Annotated in this window: 14 protein-coding genes and 1 pseudogene; 14 read left to right on the top strand and 1 reads right to left on the bottom strand. The window is 35.0% G+C overall.

Annotated elements, in window-relative coordinates; translation table 11 throughout:
* Positions 1-65: 65 nt before the first annotated feature.
* Both HMPREF2818_RS01310 and HMPREF2818_RS01305 read left to right on the top strand, forming a co-directional pair.
* The gene (locus tag HMPREF2818_RS01310) at positions 66-3,824 is read left to right on the top strand and encodes a pullulanase (RefSeq protein WP_000823039.1); all 3,759 of its coding nucleotides are present in this window, start codon (positions 66-68) and stop codon (positions 3,822-3,824) included.
* Between the two features lie 134 nt (positions 3,825-3,958).
* Positions 3,959-4,875: pseudogene (locus HMPREF2818_RS01305) on the top strand (TDT family transporter).
* Between the two features lie 41 nt (positions 4,876-4,916).
* Here HMPREF2818_RS01305 and HMPREF2818_RS01300 read toward each other — a convergent pair.
* Positions 4,917-5,093 carry a DUF3042 family protein gene (locus HMPREF2818_RS01300; protein WP_000239229.1) on the bottom strand — a complete coding sequence of 59 codons (177 nt, stop codon included), beginning with the start codon at positions 5,091-5,093 and terminating at the stop codon, positions 4,917-4,919.
* Between the two features lie 110 nt (positions 5,094-5,203).
* Between HMPREF2818_RS01300 and miaA the strand changes: the two genes are divergently transcribed.
* The 12 genes from miaA (at position 5,204) to HMPREF2818_RS01240 (ending at position 18,824) form a co-directional block, all read left to right on the top strand.
* The gene (gene miaA / locus HMPREF2818_RS01295; protein ID WP_001226483.1) at positions 5,204-6,094 is read left to right on the top strand and encodes a tRNA (adenosine(37)-N6)-dimethylallyltransferase MiaA; all 891 of its coding nucleotides are present in this window, start codon (positions 5,204-5,206) and stop codon (positions 6,092-6,094) included.
* A gap of 90 nt (positions 6,095-6,184) precedes the next feature.
* Positions 6,185-7,423 (top strand): GTPase HflX, encoded by a 1,239-nt coding sequence (gene hflX / locus HMPREF2818_RS01290; RefSeq protein WP_070508665.1) that lies wholly within the window; start codon positions 6,185-6,187, stop codon positions 7,421-7,423.
* Positions 7,416-8,063: a cystathionine beta-lyase gene (locus HMPREF2818_RS01285; protein WP_000568323.1), complete on the top strand. Its 648-nt coding sequence runs from the start codon at positions 7,416-7,418 to the stop codon at positions 8,061-8,063. The genes hflX and HMPREF2818_RS01285 overlap by 8 nt, the downstream gene beginning before the upstream one ends.
* Positions 8,064-8,104: 41 nt before the next feature.
* Positions 8,105-9,034 (top strand): ribonuclease Z, encoded by a 930-nt coding sequence (gene rnz, locus HMPREF2818_RS01280; protein WP_000405386.1) that lies wholly within the window; start codon positions 8,105-8,107, stop codon positions 9,032-9,034.
* A gap of 1 nt (position 9,035) precedes the next feature.
* On the top strand, positions 9,036-9,797 hold the full coding sequence (locus HMPREF2818_RS01275; protein ID WP_000124588.1) for an SDR family NAD(P)-dependent oxidoreductase: 762 nt from the start codon (positions 9,036-9,038) through the stop codon (positions 9,795-9,797).
* A complete protein-coding gene (recJ, locus tag HMPREF2818_RS01270) occupies positions 9,794-11,992 on the top strand; it encodes a single-stranded-DNA-specific exonuclease RecJ (RefSeq protein ID WP_000622242.1) in 2,199 nt (732 codons plus the stop codon). The genes HMPREF2818_RS01275 and recJ overlap by 4 nt, the downstream gene beginning before the upstream one ends.
* A gap of 151 nt (positions 11,993-12,143) precedes the next feature.
* Positions 12,144-14,708, top strand: coding sequence for a GBS Bsp-like repeat-containing protein (locus HMPREF2818_RS01265; protein ID WP_001247526.1), 2,565 nt, complete (start codon positions 12,144-12,146; stop codon positions 14,706-14,708).
* Between the two features lie 122 nt (positions 14,709-14,830).
* A complete protein-coding gene (locus HMPREF2818_RS01260; protein WP_000365343.1) occupies positions 14,831-15,349 on the top strand; it encodes an adenine phosphoribosyltransferase in 519 nt (172 codons plus the stop codon).
* Positions 15,350-15,466: 117 nt separating this feature from the next.
* A complete protein-coding gene (locus HMPREF2818_RS01255) occupies positions 15,467-16,147 on the top strand; it encodes a DnaD domain-containing protein (RefSeq protein WP_000221657.1) in 681 nt (226 codons plus the stop codon).
* Positions 16,148-16,250: 103 nt separating this feature from the next.
* Complete coding sequence (locus HMPREF2818_RS01250; RefSeq protein ID WP_000365677.1) at positions 16,251-16,934, top strand: tRNA (adenine(22)-N(1))-methyltransferase; 684 nt, start codon at positions 16,251-16,253, stop codon at positions 16,932-16,934.
* A complete protein-coding gene (locus HMPREF2818_RS01245; protein ID WP_000647414.1) occupies positions 16,924-17,712 on the top strand; it encodes a Nif3-like dinuclear metal center hexameric protein in 789 nt (262 codons plus the stop codon). Before HMPREF2818_RS01250 ends, HMPREF2818_RS01245 begins: the two co-directional genes overlap by 11 nt.
* Before the next feature lie 8 nt (positions 17,713-17,720).
* Positions 17,721-18,824, top strand: coding sequence for an NAD(P)/FAD-dependent oxidoreductase (locus HMPREF2818_RS01240; protein WP_000716842.1), 1,104 nt, complete (start codon positions 17,721-17,723; stop codon positions 18,822-18,824).
* Positions 18,825-18,828: the final 4 nt, after the last annotated feature.

The raw sequence follows: 18,828 nt of genomic DNA, 5'->3' as shown, positions 1-18,828 counted from the left end.
TTGCAAGCGCTTGCGTAAATTGTTATGATTTTATTGGTAACAATTCATTAAAAAAGGAGAATGATATGAAAAGAAAAGACTTATTTGGTGATAAACAAACTCAATACACGATTAGAAAGTTAAGTGTTGGAGTAGCTTCAGTTACAACAGGGGTATGTATTTTTCTTCATAGTCCACAGGTATTTGCTGAAGAAGTAAGTGTTTCTCCTGCAACTACAGCGATTGCAGAGTCGAATATTAATCAGGTTGACAACCAACAATCTACTAATTTAAAAGATGACATAAACTCAAACTCTGAGACGGTTGTGACACCCTCAGATATGCCGGATACCAAGCAATTAGTATCAGATGAAACTGACACTCAAAAGGGAGTGACAGAGCCGGATAAGGCGACAAGCCTGCTTGAAGAAAATAAAGGTCCTGTTTCAGATAAAAATACCTTAGATTTAAAAGTAGCACCATCTACATTGCAAAATACTCCCGACAAAACTTCTCAAGCTATAGGTGCTCCAAGCCCTACCTTGAAAGTAGCTAATCAAGCTCCACGGATTGAAAATGGTTACTTTAGGCTACATCTTAAAGAATTGCCTCAAGGTCATCCTGTAGAAAGCACTGGACTTTGGATATGGGGAGATGTTGATCAACCGTCTAGTAATTGGCCAAATGGTGCTATCCCTATGACTGATGCTAAGAAAGATGATTACGGTTATTATGTTGATTTTAAATTATCTGAAAAACAACGAAAACAAATATCTTTTTTAATTAATAACAAAGCAGGGACAAATTTAAGCGGCGATCATCATATTCCATTATTACGACCTGAGATGAACCAAGTTTGGATTGATGAAAAGTACGGTATACATACTTATCAACCCCTCAAAGAAGGGTATGTCCGTATTAACTATTTGAGTTCCTCTAGTAACTATGACCACTTATCAGCATGGCTCTTTAAAGATGTTGCAACCCCCTCAACAACTTGGCCAGATGGTAGTAATTTTGTGAATCAAGGACTATATGGAAGGTATATTGATGTATCACTAAAAACTAACGCCAAAGAGATTGGTTTTCTAATCTTAGATGAAAGTAAGACAGGAGATGCAGTGAAAGTTCAACCCAACGACTATGTTTTTAGAGATTTAGCTAACCATAACCAAATTTTTGTAAAAGATAAGGATCCAAAGGTTTATAATAATCCTTATTACATTGATCAAGTGCAGCTAAAGGATGCCCAACAAATTGATTTAACAAGTATTCAAGCAAGTTTTACAACTCTAGATGGGGTAGATAAAACTGAAATTTTAAAAGAATTGAAAGTGACTGATAAAAATCAAAATGCTATACAAATTTCTGATATCACTCTCGATACTAGTAAATCTCTTTTAATAATCAAAGGCGACTTTAATCCTAAACAAGGTCATTTCAACATATCTTATAATGGTAACAATGTCATGACAAGGCAATCTTGGGAATTTAAAGACCAACTTTATGCTTATAGTGGAAATTTAGGTGCAGTTCTCAATCAAGATGGTTCAAAAGTTGAAGCCAGCCTCTGGTCACCGAGTGCTGATAGTGTCACTATGATTATTTATGACAAAGATAACCAAAACAGGGTTGTAGCGACTACCCCCCTTGTGAAAAATAATAAAGGTGTTTGGCAGACGATACTTGATACTAAATTAGGTATTAAAAACTATACTGGTTACTATTATCTTTACGAAATAAAAAGAGGTAAGGATAAGGTTAAGATTTTAGATCCTTATGCAAAGTCATTAGCAGAGTGGGATAGTAATACTGTTAATGATGATATTAAAACGGCTAAAGCAGCTTTTGTAAATCCAAGTCAACTTGGACCTCAAAATTTAAGTTTTGCTAAAATTGCTAATTTTAAAGGAAGACAAGATGCTGTTATATACGAAGCACATGTAAGAGACTTCACTTCTGATCGATCTTTGGATGGAAAATTAAAAAATCAATTTGGTACCTTTGCAGCCTTTTCAGAGAAACTAGATTATTTACAGAAATTAGGAGTTACACACATTCAGCTTTTACCGGTATTGAGTTATTTTTATGTTAATGAAATGGATAAGTCACGCTCAACAGCTTACACTTCCTCAGACAATAATTACAATTGGGGCTATGACCCACAGAGCTATTTTGCTCTTTCTGGGATGTATTCAGAGAAACCAAAAGATCCATCAGCACGTATCGCCGAATTAAAACAATTAATACATGATATTCATAAACGTGGCATGGGGGTTATACTTGATGTCGTCTATAATCACACTGCAAAAACTTATCTCTTTGAGGATATAGAACCTAATTATTATCACTTTATGAATGAAGATGGTTCACCAAGAGAAAGTTTTGGAGGGGGACGTTTAGGAACCACTCATGCAATGAGTCGTCGTGTTTTGGTTGATTCCATTAAATATCTTACAAGTGAATTTAAAGTTGATGGTTTCCGTTTTGATATGATGGGAGATCATGATGCGGCTGCGATTGAATTAGCTTATAAAGAAGCTAAAGCTATTAATCCTAATATGATTATGATTGGTGAGGGCTGGAGAACATTCCAAGGCGATCAAGGTCAGCCGGTTAAACCAGCTGACCAAGATTGGATGAAGTCAACCGATACAGTTGGCGTCTTTTCAGATGATATTCGTAATAGCTTGAAATCTGGTTTTCCAAATGAAGGTACTCCAGCTTTCATCACAGGTGGCCCACAATCTTTACAAGGTATTTTTAAAAATATCAAAGCACAACCTGGGAATTTTGAAGCAGATTCGCCAGGAGATGTGGTGCAGTATATTGCTGCACATGATAACCTTACCTTGCATGATGTGATTGCAAAATCAATTAATAAAGACCCTAAGGTAGCTGAAGAAGAGATTCATAGACGTCTGCGTTTAGGAAATGTAATGATTTTAACATCTCAAGGGACAGCATTCATTCATTCTGGTCAAGAGTATGGTCGTACGAAGCGTTTACTTAACCCTGATTACATGACAAAAGTTTCAGATGACAAATTGCCTAATAAAGCAACACTTATTGAAGCTGTTAAAGAATATCCATATTTTATTCATGATTCATATGATTCTTCAGATGCCATTAATCATTTTGATTGGGCAGCAGCCACAGATAATAACAAACACCCAATTTCAACGAAAACACAGGCCTATACAGCAGGTTTAATCACATTAAGGCGTTCAACAGATGCTTTCCGGAAATTGAGCAAAGCAGAAATTGATCGTGAGGTTAGCTTGATTACAGAGGTAGGTCAAGGTGATATTAAAGAAAAAGATTTGGTTATTGCTTACCAAACAATAGATTCTAAAGGTGATATTTACGCAGTATTTGTTAATGCTGATAGTAAAGCTAGAAACGTTTTACTAGGTGAAAAATATAAACACCTTTTAAAAGGGCAAGTAATTGTTGATGCTGATCAAGCGGGGATTAAACCAATCTCAACTCCTAGAGGTGTTCATTTTGAAAAAGATAGTTTGCTGATTGATCCATTAACAGCAATTGTGATTAAAGTTGGCAAAGTTGCTCCTAGCCCTAAGGAGGAATTGCAAGCAGATTATCCCAAAACACAATCTTTCAAGGAATCTAAAACGGTAGAAAAAGTAAATAGAATAGCTAATAAGACCTCAATAACTCCTGTAGTTTCTAAGAAGGCCGATTCATATCTGACAAATGAAGCTAATTTGCCAAAAACTGGAGATAAGTCATCAAAAATACTAAGTGTAGTAGGAATAAGCATTCTAGCAAGTCTACTTGCTCTAGTAGGTCTCTCTTTAAAGAGGAATCGTCACTTAAAATAAAAGCAAACTTTAGAAGAGCTTAAAAAAGAAGTTAGTCAATGGACTAGCTTCTTTTCATTAAGTTAATAAAATCACTTATCAGCAAAATCTAATTGTGTTTTAATAGATGTAAACGTTTTTTTATGAGGTATATGATGAAAAATTGGGAAAAACCACCATTAGTGATGGCGGGATTAGTATTAGGGCTATTAGCTTTGGGGAACCTTCTAGAGGGATATGGCACCTATGTTCGCTATTGTTTAGGGCTAGTAGCACTTGTTTTTTTTATTTTTTAATCAAAGGAATATTAAAAAATAAAAAAGAAAGCAGGAAGGAGTTAAGCAATCCTTTGATTGCTTCTGTCTTTACTACTTTTTTTATGGCAGGTATGATTTTATCAACCTATATCTTATTATTTAGAAGTTTAGGAATATGGGTAGCCGTTCTGTCAAAAGGTGTATGGTGGTTGTCATTTATTGCGTTAATCATTCATATGGCTATTTTTTCATGGAAATATTTGAGACACTTTTCGATGGCTAATCTTTTTCCTTCTTGGTCTGTCCTCTATGTTGGTATAGGGGTAGCTAGCCTGACAGCACCAATTAGTGGACAATTCACTATTGGGAAAATAGTCTTTTGGTATGGTTTTATTGCAACTTTAGTATTATTACCATTTCTATTCATTAAAGCATATAAAATCGGGCTACCTTCGGCAGTTAAGCCTAATATAACTACTATTTGCGCTCCAATGTCGCTAATCACAGCGGGATATGTCAATAGTTTTGTGTCACCAAATAGAGGTTTATTACTGCTATTAATCGTAATGGCACAATTTCTTTATTTTTTCATTCTTTTTCAGGTGCCTAAATTACTGATTGGTGATTTTACACCAGGTTTCTCAGCCTTTACTTTCCCCCTTGTTATCTCAGCTACCTCACTTAAATTAAGTATTCAGCATCTATCATTACCAGTTGATATACAGGGGCTAGTCCACTTTGAAATTGGGACAACAACTCTTATTGTTATGATAGTAATGGTACGTTATATTTTCTTTTTAAGGCGAACAATTTAATATAAAATAACTCCCTTACTAGCTAGTAAGGGAGTTATTGTTTAATGAGAGACACGTTTACGTGCAGCTTTTTTACGATTTTCTTCGATAAAAGCTATTTTTTCTTCCTCAGGTTCAATAATTGTTTTTTTGATAGCAAATGCAGCACCTGCAAGAGTAGCAGCTGTTGCAACGACTCCTGTTGCTATTCCTTTAGCAAATGCGAATTTTTTAACCATAATAATTCTCCAATCTATGATGAAGACTCTGCTTCTATCTATGATATAATTATGGTAACGAAATACTAGTTAAATTTCAAGTAAAAACCTTTATAGAATTGAGAAGTATCATGAGAAAAATCAAGCTTATAGCAGTTGTTGGTCCAACTGCGGTTGGGAAGACAGCATTAGGAATTGAATTAGCTAAAACTTTCAATGGCGAAATCATTAGTGGTGATAGTCAGCAAGTTTATCAGAAGTTAGATATCGGAACGGCTAAAGCTAGTAAAGAAGAGCAAGAACAAGCTTATCATCACTTGATTGATGTTCGTGAAGTAAATGAGAACTATTCGGTTTATGATTTCGTCAAAGAGGCAAAAGTAGCTATTGATACGATTATTTCTAAGGGGAAAATTCCTATTATTGTTGGAGGTACTGGCCTATATTTACAGAGTTTGTTTGAGGGCTATCATTTAGGAGGCGAAGTCAATCAAGAAACTCTTATGGCCTATCGTGAAAAATTAGAGTCTCTAAGTGATGAAGATTTATTTGAAAAGTTGACAGAACAATCCATTATTATACCACAAGTTAATCGTCGACGTGCCATTCGTGCATTAGAATTGGCGAAGTTTGGGAATAATTTGCAAAATAGTGAAAGTCCGTATGATGTTTTATTAATTGGATTGAATGATGATCGTCAGGTGCTTTATGATCGTATCAATAGACGAGTTGATTTGATGATGGACAATGGTCTCTTAGATGAAGCTAAATGGCTATACGATAACTACCCGAGTGTTCAAGCAAGTAAAGGAATTGGCTATAAAGAATTATTTCCTTACTTTTCAAAGCAAATACCATTAGAAGAAGCTGTTGATAAACTAAAACAAAATACCAGACGTTTTGCAAAACGCCAATTAACATGGTTTAGAAACCGTATGAATGTCGAATTTATTATGGTTGGTGAGGAAAATTATCAACAAAAAATCAAGCGAAAAGTCAGTGATTTTTTATCATCAAAGTAAATAAAGCCGTTTCTCGCATTTAAAGGGCATTATGTTATAATAAAGATTACGTATTTAGAACAAGAAAAAAATATTGAAAGGAGATTATAGGTGATAGAAACTAAAGAAGAGCAAGAACGTGTTATTTTAGTTGGGGTAGAACTTCAAGATACTGAGAATTTTGAAATGTCCATGGAAGAACTTGCTAGCTTAGCTAAGACAGCAGGAGCAAATGTTGTTAATCATTATTATCAAAAAAGAGATAAATATGATAGTAAATCATTTATCGGATCTGGTAAATTAGAGGAGATAAAAGCTATTGTAGAAGCAGATGAGATTGATACCGTTGTGGTTAATAATCGTTTGACTCCGCGACAAAACTCTAATTTGGAAGCTGAACTTGGTGTTAAAGTTATTGACCGTATGCAACTTATTTTAGATATCTTTGCTATGCGTGCTAGAAGTCATGAAGGAAAATTACAGGTTCATCTAGCGCAATTGAAATATATGTTACCACGCTTAGTTGGACAAGGTATTATGCTTAGTCGTCAAGCAGGAGGAATCGGAAGCCGAGGTCCAGGAGAATCTCAGTTAGAGTTGAATCGTCGTTCCATTCGTCATCAAATTTCTGATATCGAAAGACAATTGAAGATTGTAGAAAAAAATCGCGAGACAGTTCGAGAAAGACGTGTTGATTCGACAACCTTTAAAATTGGATTAATTGGATATACAAATGATGGCAAGTCAACTATTATGAATGTTTTAACCGATGATAAGCAATATGAAGCCAATGAATTATTTGCAACGTTAGACGCTACAACCAAGCAGATCTATTTACAAAATCAATTTCAAGTCACTTTAACAGATACTGTTGGTTTTATTCAAGATTTACCTACAGAGTTAGTTGCGGCTTTCAAGTCTACCTTAGAAGAAAGTCGACATGTCGATTTATTACTTCATGTTATTGATGCTAGTGACCCTAATCATGAAGAACACGAAAAAGTTGTTATGGAGATTCTTAAAGACTTAGATATGATAGATATTCCTCGTTTAGCGATATACAACAAGATGGATGTCACTGAGCAGCTGAATGCAACAACTTTTCCTAATGTGAGAATTGCAGCCAAAAAACAAGGGAGTAAGGATTTATTACGCCGTCTTATTGTGGATGAAATACGACATATCTTTGACGAATTTTCGATTAGAGTGCATCAAAATCAAGCATATAAGCTCTATGATCTCAATAAAATAGCATTGCTTGATACCTACACCTTTGAAGAAGAATACGAGAATATTACAGGCTATATTTCTCCTAAACAAAAATGGAAGCTGGAAGAATTTTATGATTGATTATATTGATTTAGCTTTGACTTATGGTGGTTTTACGAGCTTAGATAAAGTTTATCTAGAGAAAAAACTAGATGGCCTCTCTAAGCAACAACGACTTGATTTTATCACCCCACCTCCTAGTGTGATTAATGCTTATTTTGCTGAAATATATCAAAAGCAAGGGCCAGAAGCTGCAACTGATTACTATTTTGATCTTTCCAAAGCCTTGGGCTTGTTTCCAAAACATTTATCGTTTGATGAAGAAAAACCTTTTATTCGTTTGAATTTATCAGGAAAATCATTTGGTTTTGCTTACCTAAATGATCAAGAAGAAGCGAGTGTTTTTTCTGAAGTTAAAGAAGTCATTACACCGCAGTTACTCTTAGAAATTGCACAGATTTTTCCTCAATATAAAGTCTATCGAGATCGGTCTGGTATCAGAATGGCAAAAATAGATTTTGACGAAACAGAATCTCAAAATATTACACCAGAAACAAGTTTACTAGGGAATGTCTTACAACTTAAAAAAGATATTATTAAAATAACTAGTTTCAATCAAGAAGAGCTATTAGAGTTGGTTAAAACAAAGTCAGGTAAATACTATTATTCTAGTCAAGGACGTGAGTCAGTTATTTATATTGATACTAAATCTACTAATTAAATTTATTAAGTTATGGAAGGATTATAAAAAAGTCAACAAGTATGGAAATTCAATTTTTAGGAACTGGAGCTGGTCAACCAGCGAAAGCTCGTAATGTTTCAAGTTTAGTCTTGAAATTATTAGATGAAATTAACGAGGTTTGGATGTTTGATTGTGGAGAGGGTACACAGCGTCAAATTTTAGAAACTACGATTAAACCTCGTAAAGTTAAAAAAATTTTTATCACGCACATGCACGGAGACCATGTTTTTGGTCTTCCAGGTTTTTTATCCAGTCGGGCTTTTCAAGCCAATGAAGAGCAGACAGATTTAGATATTTATGGACCGGTTGGTATAAAAAGTTTTGTTATGACTGCCTTAAGGACATCAGGTTCACGTTTACCTTATCGAATCCATTTTCACGAGTTTGATGAATCATCACTCGGAAAAATTATGGAAACAGATAAATTTACCGTTTATGCAGAAAAGCTAGATCATACTATCTTTTGTATGGGATATCGTGTTGTGCAAAAAGATCTTGAGGGCACTTTAGATGCTGAAGCATTGAAACTAGCAGGTGTTCCATTTGGTCCTCTTTTTGGGAAAGTCAAAAATGGTGAGAATGTTACCTTAGAAGATGGTAGAGAAATTATTGCTAAAGATTATATTTCTGAACCGAAAAAGGGTAAAGTAATCACTATTTTGGGAGATACTAGAAAAACAGATGCAAGTATTAGGTTAGCTTTGGGCGCTGATGTTTTAGTTCACGAATCTACTTATGGTAAGGGTGATGAGCGAATTGCTAAATCGCATGGGCATTCAACCAATATGCAAGCAGCTGATATCGCTAAACAAGCAAATGCTAAACGACTATTATTAAATCATGTTAGTGCTCGTTTTATGGGGCGAGATTGTTGGCAAATGGAAGAAGATGCAAAGACGATTTTTTCAAATACCCATCTTGTTAGAGATTTGGAAGAAGTAGGTATATAAAATGGCAAGAACGATACTGATTACAGGTGCTTCTGGTGGTTTAGCACAGGCAATTATTAACCAATTACCTCAAGACGACCATTTAATTGTCACAGGGAGATCAAGAGAAAAACTTGAAAAGCTTTATGGAAAGAGACCAAATACCTTATGTTTATCACTAGACATAACTAATGACAATGCTGTAACGAATACGATTGAAAAAATTTATGGTGAATTTGGTCAAATTGATATTTTAATTAATAATGCTGGATTTGGTTCTTTTAAAGAATTTTGGGATTATAGTGGTGAAGAAGTCAAAGACATGTTTGCTGTGAATACATTTGCAACGATGTCTATAGCTCGTCAGATAGGACATAAGATGTCTCTTGTAAAATCTGGTCATATCGTTAATATTGCAAGCATGGCTGGCCTCATAGCAACAAGTAAAGCTAGCGTTTATGGGGCTAGTAAGTTTGCTGTCGTTGGATTTTCGAATGCTCTTCGTTTAGAATTAGCAGAAAAAAATGTTTATGTGACAAGTGTAAACCCTGGACCAATCAAAACAGGATTTTTTGCTCAGGCTGATCCAAGTGGCGATTATTTAGCAAGTATAGGTCGTTTTGCTCTAACACCAGAAAAAGTAGCTAAAAAACTAGTTTCTATTCTTGGAAAAAATAAGAGAGAATTAAATCTTCCTTTTATATTAGCTTTTGCGCATAAATGTTATAGTTTATTTCCAAAAACAGCTGATTATTTTGCTAGAAAGGTATTCAATTATAAATGATATCTGCTAAGTATAGTTGGGTCCTCAATAACCAAAAGCCAGACGCTGGCTTTTTTGAGGCTTCAAAAAAAGAAAAGATAAGTGAAGCGGTGGCTTCCTTAATTTATTCGCGAGGTATTAAGACATCAGCGGAATTACATCATTTTTTACAAACTAATTTGGAAAATCTCCATGATCCTTATTTGTTAAATGATATGGATAAAGCTGTTAATCGTATTAGACGAGCTATTGAAAATAATGAAACTATTTTAGTTTATGGAGACTATGATGCTGATGGAATGACATCAGCATCAATCATGAAAGAAGCTTTAAATATGATGGGAGCTGAAGTCCAGGTTTATCTCCCAAATCGCTTTACAGATGGTTATGGTCCCAATGAAAGTGTTTATAAATATTTTATTGAACAACAAGATGTTTCATTAATCATTACGGTTGATAATGGTGTGGCAGGGCATGAAGCAATTGCATATGCTCAAAATCAAGGTGTGGACGTGGTAGTTACTGATCATCACAGTATGCCAGCAGATTTACCTTGTGCTTATGCTATTATTCACCCAGAACATCCTGATGCTAATTATCCATTTCCTTATTTAGCAGGGTGTGGTGTTGCTTTTAAAGTAGCTTGTGCTCTCTTAGAAACAATCCCGACAGAAATGTTGGATTTGGTTGCTATTGGGACGATTGCAGATATGGTTAGCCTAACTGATGAAAATCGTATCATGGTAAAAGCTGGACTTGAAGTTATGAAAGATAGTGAAAGAATAGGCTTACAGGAGCTAATATCTCTATCAAATATTGATTTAAAAACACTAAATGAAGAAACTATTGGATTTAAAATTGCTCCACAATTAAACGCTTTAGGAAGACTTGATGACCCTAATCCAGCTATTGAATTACTGACAGGGTTTGATGATGAAGAATCTCAAGCAATAGCCCAAATGATTGATCAAAAAAATGAAGAGCGAAAAGAAATCGTTCAAACTATCTTTGACCAAGCTATGCAAATGCTTGATCAAACAAAGCCTGTACAAGTTTTAGCAAAAGAAAATTGGCATCCAGGGGTTTTAGGTATTGTGGCGGGTCGTATTTTAGAGAGAACTGGACAACCTGTTATTGTTTTGAATATTGAAGATGGTATTGCTAAAGGAAGTGCCAGAAGTGTAGAAGCACTTGATATTTTTCAAGCTTTTGACCAGCATCGAGAATTATTCATTGCTTTTGGAGGTCACAGCGGAGCAGCAGGCATGACTTTAGAGGAAAGTAAGGTGGGTGATCTTTCTCAAGTTTTATGTGACTATATCTCTAAAAAACAATTGGACATGAGTCAGAAAAAAACTCTGACAATTGATAGTGAGCTACGTTTTGACGAACTTAGTTTAGACACTGTTAGAGATTTTGAAAAGTTAGCGCCATTTGGAATGGATAATAAAAAGCCAGTCTTTTTGTTAAAAGATTTTAAAGTGAGTCAAGCTAGAGTCATGGGGCAAAACGGTGCTCATCTGAAATTAAAACTAGAACAAGATGGACAAGCACTTGATTTGGTAGCATTTAATATGGGGAGTCAACTACAAGAGTTCCAACAAGCACAACATTTGGAGTTAGCTGTCACTTTATCTGTTAATCAATGGAATGGTGCCACAACCCTACAATTAATGTTGGAGGATGCGCGTGTAGACGGTATTCAATTATTTGATATTAGAAGCAAAGCAAGTAGCTTACCTCATGGAGTGCCAATCCTGTCTCAAGAAGAGCAGAGCAAAGAAGTTATTCTTTTGACTGTTCCCGATCATCCACAAGAATTAAAACAAATGACTCAAGGTAAACAGTTTGATGCCATCTATTTTAAAAATGAGATACCAAAAAATTATTTTATATCTGGTTATGGTACACGTGATCAGTTTGCTGGTTTATATAAAACAATATATCAATTCCCAGAATTTGACGTTCGTTATAAGTTAAAAGAGCTCAGTTCCTACCTTCATATCCCTGATATTTTATTAATTAAAATGATTCAAATTTTTGAAGAACTACATTTTGTTACGATTACAGAGGGGATTATGACAGTCAATAAAGAAGCAGAAAAGCGAGATATCTCTGAGAGTCAAATTTATCAAGAATTAAAAGAGACAGTTAAGTTTCAAGAATTAATGACTTTAGGGACACCTAAAGAAATATATGATTTTATGATGAGTTGATAATATACTAAAGAAGCCACTTTTTAAGAGGTTTTTTTAGCATATAAATAAGTTATTTCAATAATAATATTGCAAATATTATTAAAATGTAATAAAATTAAGAAGATAATGGAATTTTTGATAAAGAATATTAAAGGTGAGGATAAAATCTATGAGACCTATCGTTAGAAAAAAGATGTACAAAAAAGGTAAATTTTGGGTCGTTGCAGGTATCGTTACTATTTTAGGTGGTAGTGCAATTCTTGGTCAAGATGTCAAGGCAGAACAGGCAGAAGCAGTAACTTCAACGATCTCAGAGAAAACTGATAGCAGTCAGACTATTTCGGATACTTCCAAGTTAACGTTACCTGTTAATTCCTCGGAGGCTATGAAAAATAGTGCAGAGCCTTTAATAAAAACAGGCTTTGCTACATCTGTTTCATCTAATCCTAGAGAGATAGCAGCTACCCCAGTCAAAACCTTTGATGCTAGCTCAAAAGTTGTTGTAAAAGCTAGTACTGCTGAGCACTCAGCAAATCAAACAAATTCTAATGTTAATCAAGTAGCTAATGATAGTGAAGTTATTACTCAACAAAATTCAACAAAGCAATTACCAACAGTGACTTACTCTGCTCATGTTCAAGATATTGGATGGCAAAAGTCGGTTGATAATGCAACAGTTTCAGGAACAGTAGGACAAGAAAAGCAGGTTGAGGCAATAAAATTGTCTATTAAAGCACCTGAAGGAATAACAGGAAAACTTAGCTATAAAACTTATGTTAAAGGACAAGGTTGGCAACCTTCAGTAGAGAGTGGTCAAGTTAGTGGTACTGTTGGTCAGAGTAGACCTATTGAAGCACTAAGCATTAACCTTACTGATAATTTACAAAAATTATATGATGTCTATTATCGTGTTCATGTTCAAGATATAGGGTGGATGGCTTGGGCTAAAAATGGAGCTTACGCTGGAACTTTGGGAATGTCAAAGCGCCTTGAAGCTTACGAAGTAAAATTTACCCTTAAAGGACAATCTGTTTTAACACCAACTATACCTAAGGAAGAGAGACCTGTCTTAAATTATCAGGTTAAGGTAGGCCAAAATGGTTGGCAATCTAATAAACTTGAAGGACAAATGGCGGGAACTTTAGGAGAATCCAAAGCCCTAGATGGAGTAAAATTCACTCTTAGCACCTTGAAGTATGGGGACATTCTCTATCGTACTCATGTACAAGATAAAGGTTGGGGAGAAATTTTAGGTAGTCAAACAAGTAAGGATTATCAAGGAAAAAGACTAGAAGCTATTCAATTGGACTTAAGTGGGAATTTAAAACAAAATTATGATATTTATTATCGCGCTCACGTCCAAGATAAAGGTTGGATGGCTTGGCAAAAAAATAATAGTGTAGCAGGTACAGTCGGAGAATCGAAACGTTTAGAGGCTTTGGAAGTAAAACTAGTAGCTAAAGCTTCAGATTTTAGTTCCAAAACAGATCATTCATTCTTAGAAATGAAGCATCCTGGATTAAGTTATCAAACTTATCTTCAAAAAGATGGTTGGAAACCAACGGTTTTGGAAGGCCAATTAGGAGGTAGTATTGGACTTTCAAAATCTATAAAAGCCATCAAACTTAACTTAGGTAGTACAGCTCTAGGAAATATAGAATATAGAACTTTTCTTAATAGTTCAGGTTGGCAAACTGTTGTTAATTCAGGGAGAGAAAGTAATGTACCAAATGAATCTCAACAAGTAGAAGCTATTCAGATGCGATTGACAGGTCTGCTATCGAAAACCTATAGTGTGATGTATCGAGTTCACATGCAAGATTATGGTTGGCAGGATTGGACTTATAACAATAACATCGCTGGTAGTACTAATCAAGGAAAACGAATTGAAGCAATCGAAATTAAATTAGTTGAGACTGCTAAAATACCGGTAACTGTCCAAACGACCTATAAGGGAACTGGAAACTATAATGTACGAGTGACAAATGTTATTAGTCCTGGGAATTTAAAAATTGCTATTTGGTCAGATAAAAATAATCAGGATGACCTTAAGTGGTATACCGTCACACCCAAAAATCATGAAGCTACATTGACATTTAATGTTACAAATCATAGAGACAATGGTAAATACTTTATCCATGTTTATCAGGAAAATGCTTCTAATCAAAAACAATTATTGGTAAAAACTTCTCTACAAGTCGCACATTCAAATTATAATACTCCTTACTTTAGCCAACGTGATGGAAGGTGGGCAAGTCGAAGATATGGTATGGCAACTTTAGGAGAAACTGGTTGTGTACCAACTTCTCTAGCTATGATTTTGTCTTCTTTGAAAGGAGAAACTGTTTTACCAACGCAAATTGCAGATTACCTTTACCATAAGACAGTTGAATTTAATCGTGGTGTTCAAGGAACAACTTCTAGAGGAATTTTAAAAGCAGCCAAAGAATGGGGTGTAACTGCAACTGCATTAGGAACTCAAGCTAACCTTGTACAAGCGTTGAAGGATGGTTATCATGTCCTAGCGGCAGTACAAAATAATGTTTTTGTTCTTCATGGAAGTCATGAAATCGTTCTCAAAGGATATAATAACGGACTGACACATGTCTCTGACCCTTACACACCGTCCTTGTCTGGTTGGTATCCAATTTCACAACTTTGGAAAGAACAGAGCTATTATAGTGAGGATAGAATTGATATTGGAGCACCTTTTGTCAAGGTAACAGATGCCTAATTTTTAAAACCATATGCAAAACTAGCATATGGTTTTAAAGTTTCCAGTACTATTTTATTTAATTTTATGATATAATGAAGAGTAAAACATTTTAGGGGTTTCCCCTTAGAAAGACAAGTGAAATGGATTTAAATAATTACATCGCTTCAATTGAAAACTATCCTCAAGAAGGAATTACTTTCCGTGATATCTCCCCATTAATGGCTGATGGTAAAGCATACAGCTATGCTGTTCGTGAAATTGTACAATATGCTGCTGATAAAGATATTGATATGATTGTTGGACCAGAAGCTCGTGGCTTTATTGTTGGTTGCCCAGTTGCTTATGCTCTTGGTATTGGTTTTGCTCCAGTCCGTAAACCAGGTAAATTACCACGCGAAGTTATTTCAGCTGACTATGAAAAAGAATATGGTCTTGATACATTGACAATGCACGCAGATGCTATTAAACCTGGTCAACGTGTTTTAATTGTTGATGACCTTTTAGCTACTGGTGGAACAGTAAAAGCGACAATTGAAATGATTGAAAAACTCGGTGGCGTTGTCGCAGGCTGTGCTTTCCTAGTTGAACTAGATGGATTAAATGGTCGTAAAGCTATTGAAGGTTATGATACTAAGGTATTGATGAACTTTCCAGGATAAGGCCTATTCAAGATAGATGAATGATAAGGGCGCCTCTAAGTGCTATGATAATAGTTGAGAGGTGCTTTTTGTTACACATTTCATAATTTTAGGACGATAGAGAGGATTTGAAAGGTTATGACTTATTTGGAACAATATCAGTCAGGGCAATTGACTCTACCAAGTGCTTTATTTTTTCACTTTAAATCTATTTTTAAGACAGCAGACGATTTTTTAGTTTGGCAATTTTTCTATTTACAAAATACAACTAATTTATCCGATCTAACACCGAGCCGTATTGCGACATCACTTGATAAAACAGTGGCAGATATCAATCGTTCTATATCGAATTTAACAAGTCAAGGTTTATTAGATGTCAAAACAATTGAGTTGAATCATGAAATCGAGATTATCTTTGATACAAGCCCTGTGTTTGCTAAATTAGATAAACTTTTCGAAGAGGATAATCAAGTAATAATAGACAATAAAACCTCTGATTCGAATCGTCTGAAAGATTTAGTAGGAGACTTCGAACGTGAATTAGGTCGCTTATTAAGTCCTTTTGAATTAGAAGATTTACAAAAGACACTGCAAGAAGATCAGACAGATCCTGATATTGTTAGGGCAGCTCTTAGAGAAGCGGTTTTCAATGGGAAAACAAGTTGGAATTATATCAATGCTATCCTTCGCAATTGGCGGCGTGAAGGATTGACGACACTTCGACAAATTGAAGAGAGAAAACAAGCACGTGAAGATAACCAAATGAAAGATTTAGCGATTTCGGATGATTTTAAAAATGCAATGAATTTATGGGAATAAGTTTACTAGGAGGAGACAGAATGGTTGATACATTAGGTCTGCTCCTTTTCTTTTGATGTTAATGATGTTATACTTTTAACAGAGAAAAACTGAAGGAAATACAATGGATTTACAATTATCAAAACGATTACAAAAAGTTGCAAACTACGTTCCAAAAGGAGCTCGGTTATTAGATGTAGGAAGTGATCATGCTTACTTACCTATTTTTTTGTTGCAGATGGGATACTGTGATTTTGCCATTGCTGGTGAAGTGGTGAATGGACCGTATCAGTCTGCGTTGAAAAACGTTTCAGAACATGGTCTCACTTCAAAGATAGATGTTCGCTTAGCAAATGGTTTGTCAGCTTTTGAAGAAGCAGATAATATTGATACGATAACTATCTGTGGAATGGGTGGTCGTTTGATTGCTGATATTTTGAATAACGATATAGACAAACTTCAGCACGTTAAAACACTAGTCTTACAACCTAATAATCGGGAAGATGATTTAAGAAAATGGTTAGCTGCAAATGATTTTGAAATAGTAGCAGAAGATATCTTGACTGAAAATGACAAATGCTATGAAATTTTAGTTGTTAAGCATGGTCATATGAATTTAACTGCTAAAGAATTGCGATTTGGTCCATTTTTATTATCCAATAACACAACGGTTTTTAAAGAAAAATGGCAAAACGAGCTTAATAAATTAACTTTTGCTTTAAACTCTATTCCTAATAGTAAAATTGAAGAACGCGCTATTTTGGAAGATAAAATACAGGATATAAAGGAGGTTCTTGATGAAAGCTAGAGAACTTATTGATGTATATGAAACTTATTGTCCACAGGAATTATCTATGGAAGGAGATATTTCAGGTCTTCAAATTGGATCTTTAGATAAAGAAATAAAGACAGTCATGGTAGCTTTAGATGTTCGAGAGACCACAGTAGCTGAAGCAATTGAACGTCAAGTAGATCTTCTGATTGTAAAGCATGCTCCTATTTTTCGTCCATTAAAGGATTTGGTAGCAACACCGCAAAATAAGATTTATATAGACCTTCTTAAATCAGACATTGCTGTTTATGTGAGCCATACTAATATAGATATCGTTCCTAATGGACTTAACGACTGGTTTTGTGAATTATTAGATATTCAATATCCCGATATACTATCTGAGACAAGTAATGGTTATGGTATTGGTCGCATTGGTGATGTTAGACCCCAGAGTTTTGAATTTTTTGCATGGAAAATTAAAGATGTGTTTGGTTTAGATAGCGTTCGTTTAGTTTCATATGATAAGTCTAATCCTGAAATTCAACGAGTTGCTATTTGCGGGGGTAGTGGGCAAAGTTTCTACAAAGAAGCTATTGCAAAAGGAGCAGATGTTTTTGTAACGGGAGATATTTATTATCATACTGCACAAGAAATGATCACAAATGGTTTGCTTGCGATTGACCCAGGTCATCATATTGAGGTTTTATTTGTTTCTAAAATAGCTACTATGATTGAGCAGTGGAAACTTGAAAAAGACTGGGATATTTCAGTTTTAGAGAGTAAAGCTCCAACAAATCCCTTTTACCATATGTAGGAGCTATTATGAAAAAGATAGCAATTATTGGTGCAGGAGCAGTCGGAGCGACACTAGCCTATTACTTATCAAAAGAAAAGGATATTCAGGTTACTGTTTTTGATTATGGAGTTGGACAAGCAACTAAGGCTGCTGCGGGGATTATTAGCCCATGGTTTTCAAAACGTCGTAATAAATCCTGGTATCGCATGGCGAGGTTGGGGGCTGATTTTTATTCAAATCTAGTCACGGATTTACAAAAAGATGGTTTTGAAATAAAATTTTATCAGCAAACTGGTGTTTTCTTATTAAAAAAGGACGAGAGTCAGTTAGAGTCATTGTTTGCACTAGCAGATAAACGTCGACTAGAATCTCCTCTAATAGGCGATTTACAAATACTAAATAAAAGTGAAGCAAATACTCACTTTCCTGAGTTAGATGGCTATGAACAGTTACTTTATGCGAGTGGAGGAGCACGAGTAGAAGGGGCGGACTTAACACGAATATTGTTAGAAGCAAGTGGTGTTAATGTCATCAAGGATGAAGTTCACTTTACGATAACTGATAATGGCTTTCGTGTTCAAGGAATTGATTTTGATAAACTTGTTTTAGCGAGTGGAGCCTGGCTAGCTAAGATATTAGATGAGCACAACTATCAGGTAGATGTTCGCCCTCAAAAAGGGCAATTGCGAGACTATTATTTTAGCAATATTAATACAGGAAAATATCCTGTTGTAATGCCAGAAGGTGAGCTAGATATTATCCCATTTGATAATGGTAAAGTCTCTGTAGGTGCAAGTCACGAAAATGATATGGCTTTTGATTTAAACATTGATTTTAAAGTCTTAGACAAGTTTGAAGAGCAAGCTATTGGCTATTTTCCGCAATTAAAAAAAGCAGATACGACTTCTGAACGTGTTGGAATTCGTGCCTATACAAGTGATTTTTCTCCATTTTTTGGCCCTGTCCCTTGTATGGAGGGTGCGTATGCTGCAAGTGGATTAGGATCAACTGGCTTAACAGTGGGCCCATTAATTGGTTATGAATTATGTCAATTAATCTTAAATAAAGAAAATCAGCTAAATTTAGAGGATTACGATATTACGAAATACGTGAAAAAGATTAGTAGATGATAGC

Origin of the sequence: Streptococcus sp. HMSC076H09, from assembly GCF_001811765.1 — a bacterium.
GTDB classification, from domain to species: Bacteria; Bacillota; Bacilli; order Lactobacillales; family Streptococcaceae; genus Streptococcus; species Streptococcus agalactiae.
This window is presented reverse-complemented; position numbering and strand designations above follow the sequence as displayed.